The organism is Neobacillus ginsengisoli, from assembly GCF_030813055.1.
The window spans coordinates 1-6,399 of sequence record NZ_JAUSTW010000024.1 but is presented as its reverse complement, the minus strand read 5'-3'; the positions used below and the strand labels follow the sequence as shown (position 1 = coordinate 6,399).

At 34.7% G+C, this 6,399-nt stretch carries 7 protein-coding genes and 1 pseudogene; 3 read left to right on the top strand and 5 right to left on the bottom strand.

What is annotated here, in order from left to right; genetic code table 11:
• The 3 genes and pseudogenes from J2S10_RS27265 to J2S10_RS27255 form a co-directional block, all read left to right on the top strand.
• On the top strand, positions 1-224 hold a 224-nt coding region (locus tag J2S10_RS27265), incomplete at its 5' end, for a transposase (RefSeq protein WP_307414322.1).
• 608 nt (positions 225-832) lie between these two features.
• Positions 833-2,031 (top strand): annotated as a pseudogene (locus J2S10_RS27260) (IS110 family RNA-guided transposase).
• A gap of 207 nt (positions 2,032-2,238) precedes the next feature.
• A complete protein-coding gene (locus J2S10_RS27255; RefSeq protein ID WP_307414320.1) occupies positions 2,239-3,258 on the top strand; it encodes a DUF3231 family protein in 1,020 nt (339 codons plus the stop codon).
• A gap of 180 nt (positions 3,259-3,438) precedes the next feature.
• Here J2S10_RS27255 and J2S10_RS27250 read toward each other — a convergent pair whose 3' ends face one another.
• From J2S10_RS27250 to J2S10_RS27230, 5 genes are all read right to left on the bottom strand, one after another.
• Positions 3,439-4,008, bottom strand: a complete 570-nt coding sequence (locus J2S10_RS27250) for a hypothetical protein (RefSeq protein ID WP_307414318.1) — start codon at positions 4,006-4,008, stop codon at positions 3,439-3,441.
• Between the two features lie 84 nt (positions 4,009-4,092).
• Complete coding sequence (locus J2S10_RS27245) at positions 4,093-4,560, bottom strand: UPF0158 family protein (RefSeq protein WP_307414316.1); 468 nt, start codon at positions 4,558-4,560, stop codon at positions 4,093-4,095.
• Positions 4,561-4,619: 59 nt separating this feature from the next.
• Positions 4,620-5,063 (bottom strand): WapI family immunity protein, encoded by a 444-nt coding sequence (locus tag J2S10_RS27240; RefSeq protein ID WP_307414315.1) that lies wholly within the window; start codon positions 5,061-5,063, stop codon positions 4,620-4,622.
• Between the two features lie 51 nt (positions 5,064-5,114).
• Positions 5,115-5,618, bottom strand: coding sequence for a DUF2716 domain-containing protein (locus J2S10_RS27235; RefSeq protein WP_307414323.1), 504 nt, complete (start codon positions 5,616-5,618; stop codon positions 5,115-5,117).
• Positions 5,619-5,735: 117 nt separating this feature from the next.
• On the bottom strand, positions 5,736-6,188 hold the full coding sequence (locus J2S10_RS27230) for a UPF0158 family protein (RefSeq protein ID WP_307414313.1): 453 nt from the start codon (positions 6,186-6,188) through the stop codon (positions 5,736-5,738).
• Positions 6,189-6,399: the final 211 nt, after the last annotated feature.

Sequence of the window (6,399 nt, the reverse complement as noted above, 5' to 3'; positions counted from 1 at the left end):
TGGCTGAGCAAATCCTAGCTGAAATCGGAACAAATATTAAAAAACAGTTTCCTGGTTCTTCACATTTATGTTCTTGGGCAGCATTAGTACCAGGACATAATGAAAGCGCAGGTAAAAGGAAATCATCCAAAACAAAAAAAGGAAACAAGTATTTAAAATCCGCATTAACAGAAGCAGCTCATTCAGTTGGAGCATCTAAAAACTACCTTGGTAAAACTGTATAGGCGTACAGCCTCACGAAAAGGAAGAAAACGAGCTGGAATTGTGGTCGCTCACGCCATGTTGAGAATTGCATATTTCCTCTTAACTCGAAAAGAAATGTACGTTGATTTAGGTAAAGATTATTTTGATAAACAAAAAGAAACTTCAATTATTCGGCATTCTGTACGGAGACCAGAAAACTTAGGTTATACCGTAACAATCACGGAAGCATCCTAATCCATTAATAAAGTTGGTGAAATATCCTTGGATCAGGCGCTCTCTTTTTAAAAAAAATTTGAATGAGCTGCGACCTCTTTAGTATTGCCATTTTACCAAGTTACTGAAGTTAATTTTCATAGTAGACTCTCATGCCGCGTTGCAGCACCATCAAATGAATGAAAATGGTTCTTAATCCCGTCTAGTTTTCATTATACCTGTCAATCCTTTTTATAGGCTGGCGAAGGAAGGTCGTTCAACTATGGTGCCTCAAGCCCGCATAGTAGACTGATTTTTAACGACCAGGTGCACCACAAATTGTCGCTCCCTCACAGGAAGCACGCAGGATAGATTAATCTTATATGGTTGTTGCACCAGCCTTAATTTATTTCAGCCTGTAGGAAGGAAGATAATAATGGATGTTGTTAATGAACGATGTTGTGGATTAGATATTCACAAAAAAAGCATTATGGCTTGTGCCATTACTCCAAAAGGAAAGGAGATTCAAACATTTGGTACGATGACAAACGATCTGATTAAATTAATAGATTGGATAAAAAGCAAATGCTGTTCTTACGTTGCTATGGAAAGTACCGGTGTTTATTGGAAACCAATATACAACCTTCTTGAATTAGAAGACATTCAACCAATGGTCGTCAACGCCGCTCACATCAAGGCTGTCCCAGGAAGGAAAACCGATGTTAAAGATGCTGAATGGATCGCAAAATTGCTTCGTCACGGTCTTCTTCAACACAGCTACATTCCGAATCGAGATCAAAGAGAATTACGGGAACTAGTTCGATATCGCCGAAGTCTTATTGAAGAAAGAGCAAGAGAAATTAGTAGAATGCAGAAAGTGTTGGAAGGTGCTAATATTAAACTTTCCTCCGTTGCAACAGACATTATGGGTGTGTCCGGAAGATCGATGATCCTCAAGTATTAGCTGGAATGGCAAAAAGAAGCATGAAAAAGAAAAAGGATGATTTGGAACGTGCCTTATTCGGATCGGTCGGACTCCATCAAAAGATGATGTTAAAAACTCAGCTTTCACATATCGACTTTTTGGATCAACAAATTATAATGTTAAGTGAAGAAGTCCAGCAACGTATGCAACCCTATGAGGAAGATATTGAATTACTAGATTCTATTCCAGGTATAGGTAGAAGCCATGCGGAACAGCTTTTGGCTGAAATAGGACTAGGAAAAGACATTGCTTCTCAATTTCCTACAGCCCCCCATCTTTGTTCGTGGGCAGGGATGGTTCCAGGTAATAACGAAAGTGCTGGAAAAAAAAAGTCCGGGAAAACGAGAAAAGGTAATAAAAAGTTGCGAGCGGCACTTGTTGAAGCAGCACATTCAGCAGCAAAAACTAAAAACACTTATCTTTCTTCCCAATATCAACGCTTGGCAGCGAGAATTGGAAAAAAACGTGCAGCAGTAGCGGTTGGACATACCATTTTAACGATTGTTTATCATTTGTTAAACAAAAGGCAACTTTATGTGGAGTTAGGCGCAGATTACTTTGATCGACGAAAAAAAGAAATAGTGATCAAACAATCTATTAAACGAATAGAGGTACTTGGTTGTAAAGTAACGGTTGAAGCTATAGCCTAATGAAATCAACATATATTGTTAATTAAGAGCCCAGATCCTTTTTTTTAACGGATTTTAATGGGTCTAGTTTCGTATTGCCCAAATTCCCACATAATCGTTTTATTTTCAGGATAGTTTAATAACCAAGCTTCTAATTTTTTTACATGTTTTTTATTCTCTGAGAAATAATAAAAACACTTAACAATTTCGTATATTGGAGGTTGAATTTTGGATATAAATAACCCAATTCGATTAACTGCTCCAGAAATTGCAAGTCTTTGGACTCAATACATATTTGATACAATGTCCATTTGTTTTTTTTGTTATGCACTGGAGCATATCGAAGATCACGATGTCAAATCACTGTACCAAACTGCCTTGGGACTATCCCAAAAGCATGTTCAAGAAATTACAGATTTCATGTTAAAAGAAAATTACCCTATTCCACATGGTTTTACAGAAAAAGACGACGTAAACATTAACGCACCTCGTCTTTTTCAAGACCCTTTCTACCTAAATTATATTTATATCATGACTTTGCAAGGGTTGACTGGATACTCTTTGTCAGTTAGTACGTCGATTCGAGCTGACTTACGGAAGTATTACATAACCTGCATGACCGAAACGATGATGCTTTTTGATCAAACCATTGATGTAATGCTTACGAAAGGAATTTACACCCGACCTCCCATTATATCACCACCCGATTCTATCGATTTTGTAAAACACCAAAATTTTTTAACTGGATGGTTGGGAGAACGCCGACCGCTGAATGTTTTAGAAATTGGAGATATTACTTTCAACATGCTTAAAATGCATTTACATGCTGCTTTAAAAGTGGGATTCGTTCAAGTAGCCCAATCAAAAGAAGTTCGTCAACATCTCACTAGAGGTCTTGACATTGCCAATAAACAAATAAAAATATTTGAATCGGTATTTCATGAAGAGAAATTAAATTCACCCATTTCTTGGCAATCGATGATTACAAACTCTACTTCTATGACTTTTTCAGACAAATATATAATGTACCAAATCCAATTATCTACACAATTATCCATTTCATTTTATGGTACTGCTATGAGTGTCATTTCAAGGAGAGATATAGGTGCTCATTACATTCGACTAATTCTAGAACTTCTACAATTTGCAGAAGACGGAGCAAACCTGATGATAAAAAATGGATGGTTAGAGCAGCCTCCAACAGCGAGTGATCGGGATTCGCTTGAAAAGGAAAGGAGCAATAAATAATATTTCAGAAATTTATGTTAATAATTAATTTAAAAAAGGTATAGCTTTCATACTGAGGGAAGAGAACACGTTTATAAAATGTGTTCTTTTAACTATTATTAGACTAAAGCACCCGTTAATTTAAGTACACTTTTTCACAATCTTTATTTGTCACGTCAATAGCCACTACAGCCATTTGATTCAATTCTTCAATTTAGCATTTAAATGTGCAAGCAGTTCATCAGCAGGTGCAAGATGTCCATAGGTTCTAAATTTTGTTGGATCGTCTTTTTTTACATATGATGGTAAGGTATTTGATCCATAATAATTCACAACCGAGTTTTCAAACCTTTCATCAGGCGATGGAACTAACTCGAAATAGATTGGGGCATAATTGGTGTTTGTATATTTATAAATTAAATAATCACCATGGCTTGGAAAACCATTAGAGTAAATAAGCTCAGTTTTTAATGCACCTAATTTTTTTGTTTGCCTCTTGTTATTTAATTGTATAATTGTTTGAAATTTTTGATCCTCTTTCGTATAAGTCTTCTTAACTCCATCATGCAAATACACAAGTTCATCAGGTGTAATCAATTTTGTAATATCTGATACATCCTGTCCCTTTAACTCTGTATTCTTCTTTAGATTGCTTGATGTAGTTGAGTTGGAAGACGAAACATTTTTTGCTGATTGATTACTAGTTTTCATGCAAGATGTTAGAAAAAACAACAGTAAACACATACTAACTATACATGCCTTTTTCTTCATACTTTCCACTCCTCGCCAATACCAATGAAATTCATTATTTGTACTATGATTGCTTTTTGTTTTAGTAATCACCCCATGTTATTTCTAGTCAATAAAGTTTATTTTATTTTCCCGACACCATTCAATCGCAATTTGTTTAAAACACTCGTCACGGTATGAATACCATTGGTCTTCCATTTCACAATCTATTATTTTGTCCTTAAATCTTCTAAAGGCACCCTTGCCCTTAATTGCCCTTAATAAGGATTCCTGCTTTCGTTGATCACTTATTGTTAGGCAAAAGTTTTCCATTATTTCATATTTATTCACATCATATTTAGTAGGTAACTCTATATAATTTTCAAAGTTTTCAACCACATCAATTGCAATCATTCTATTTTCTTGATCCCATTCTGTTAAATAATCAAATGGTTTTTCGTCCTCAACAGCTCTAAAGTCATCCGATGAAACTAACACTATTTCACCCGTCTTAATATTTAGAAATGAATGTGATTCTTCAAACTGTATTTCCATTTCCTCGATTAAATCTTTCAGTTTTATTTGTATACTCATTTTAGATCACCTTTTGAAATTTTTTACTAATGCACCCAGTTATCACAATAAGGAATAACTTATTTTTTTCCTTTTAAGTCGCCGTACTTGTCAACCAAATTATTCAACTGGCGTAATGTTGAGATTAAATAACTTTGTTCACTTTCAAACTCAAAGTGCAATATATTTTCTTCGTCTACTATTTCTTGAAAATATCCTCGAATGTTTATTTGACCATACTGATTAAAATTAAGGTCAAGTTTAAGATGATTCTCTGATTCCGAGAAGGTAACACAACCTTTTAAATCGGTATAACATTTTTGCAACTGAATGAAGAACTGGTATAACTGACCAGTGGAAAACCATAATTCAGCATCTTTAACGTAATAATTTCCACTCTTAATTTCGATTTTTCCTTTAACATCATAACCTCCATAATAACTTGTCTCATTAGGAAAACCATACACATTATTTAATTGAATTCGTATGAATCCCTCTTTACCAGCAATTTCAAACTCATTCACTTCAATCACCCCTGTTTAATAAACGTTCCCGTTAGCACAATAAGGATAAATTCACCCAGTCCTTAAAATAGTATTAAACATTCGGGGTCTGTCCTTTTGAAAAGCTTTTATTAATTCTTTACCGAATATAGTTATTGTCTTTTCCCAGGGATGACCTAAAAATCCCCAATTGAAATCCTTTTGAATAAAGAAATAATAATCCCCATTCGGGAAAAAAGGGATTATCCACTCATTAAATTCGTCTCTTGGAAATTCTAAAAAGGGATTAACCCAATAACAAGGATGATGCCAATCTAAAGCATAAAAATATTCATCATTTGAAGTTACATTTTGAAAGGCTGACAATGCCTTTTCTTCGAGGTCTGCATAATGGAAATCCCATTCCTCGTTATTAAGGGACCCATTTAAGTATGTAGAAATGTTGTATATGATGAATGGGTTTGGCACAAAAAACGACGGAAACTCAGAAATACTTGGTTTAAATTGAAATTCTGTATATACTCTCTTCCATACTTTTTCCTCTTCAGATGGTGTAAGTTCAATCCAATTATTAATATAAATCCCCCCAAACACAACCTCAATAAGGGTAATTATACCATTTCTTATTGAGCTAAACTGCCCCCGTTAGCTGAATAAAAAAAGGGTTGCCTTAATAACAACCCTGATCTTTCATTAGTATCGTAAATTGAACAAAATAACCCATACATAGATAAGGTTATTATCTTGGCACCATTCTATTGCAATCTCTTTAAATTTTTCGTTTCGAAATGAATACCATTGATTTTCAATTTCAAACTCAATGATTTTATCTTTAAATCTTCTAGAAGCACCTTTTCCCTTTATTGCTTTTAATAAAGCATCTTGCTTCCCTTGTACGCTAATGCTAAGACAAAACTCCTCCATAATCTCATACTCATTAACATCATATTTTGTCGGTAGCTCTATGTAATTCTCAAAGTTTTCAAATACATCAATAGCAACTTTTCTGTCTTCCTGCTGCCATTCAGGTAAATGATCGAACGGTTCATCATCTTCAGCTGCTCTTAATTCATCGGATGTTACTGAAATGATTTCACCCATTTCTACATTAAGAAATGTCCGAGATTCATCAAACTGAATTTCCAATTCATCAATAATAGTTTATAGTTTTACTGGATTTCTCAAATTTTTTCTCATCCTTTGTTATTTTACTCAAGCACCCGTTCGTATTATAAGGTCAGCCAGATATTTCTGGTTGACCATTTTTATATGGTTTTATTATAACTGTAGCCGGGGTAGAACGTAAGCACCCGTGGGACTCGATCCCGTCAGCTAAACAGTTCGCCCCCTACTTGTA

What these genes read in the sequence shown, in the direction of transcription:
- J2S10_RS27250 (WP_307414318.1), bottom strand. Translation starts at nt 4,008, where the DNA reads ATGAAGAAAAAGGCATGTATAGTTAGTATGTGTTTACTGTTGTTTTTT.
- J2S10_RS27245 (WP_307414316.1), bottom strand. Translation starts at nt 4,560, where the DNA reads ATGAGTATACAAATAAAACTGAAAGATTTAATCGAGGAAATGGAAATA.